A 279-nucleotide genomic window follows, 5' to 3' on the forward strand; every position below is an offset into this window, starting at 1 on the left:
GTCCGTGCCGCGCTTGAGCGGGGGCTCACCGAGGACGGCGGCCTACTGATCCTCTTCGATGAGGCACATGACGGTGTCGTGTACATGAGTCACGGGTTCGCCGCTGTGGCCGCAGACTTTCCGGACGAGTTCGCGCTCATCCGAGACACATCGTGGGCGGGCGGCAGGGAGCGTCGAGTGTTCAGTCTGGGTGCTGGCCGGCAGCTCACACTGACCGCTTCGCGGGCCGACGGGCTGACCCTGGTCCGTGGTCACGTCGGTGAACGGCTCGGGTTGACG

Annotated in this window: 1 protein-coding gene; it reads left to right on the plus strand. The window is 67.0% G+C overall.

The genetic code is table 11. The annotated features are described in order from the left end of the window. The coding region (locus SB719_RS19660) for a hypothetical protein (protein ID WP_412159665.1) at positions 1-279 on the plus strand (279 nt) is incomplete at both ends.

Origin of the sequence: Pantoea sp. SIMBA_079 (assembly GCF_046940275.1) — a bacterium.
Lineage (GTDB): Bacteria > Pseudomonadota > Gammaproteobacteria > Enterobacterales > Enterobacteriaceae > Pantoea > Pantoea borealis.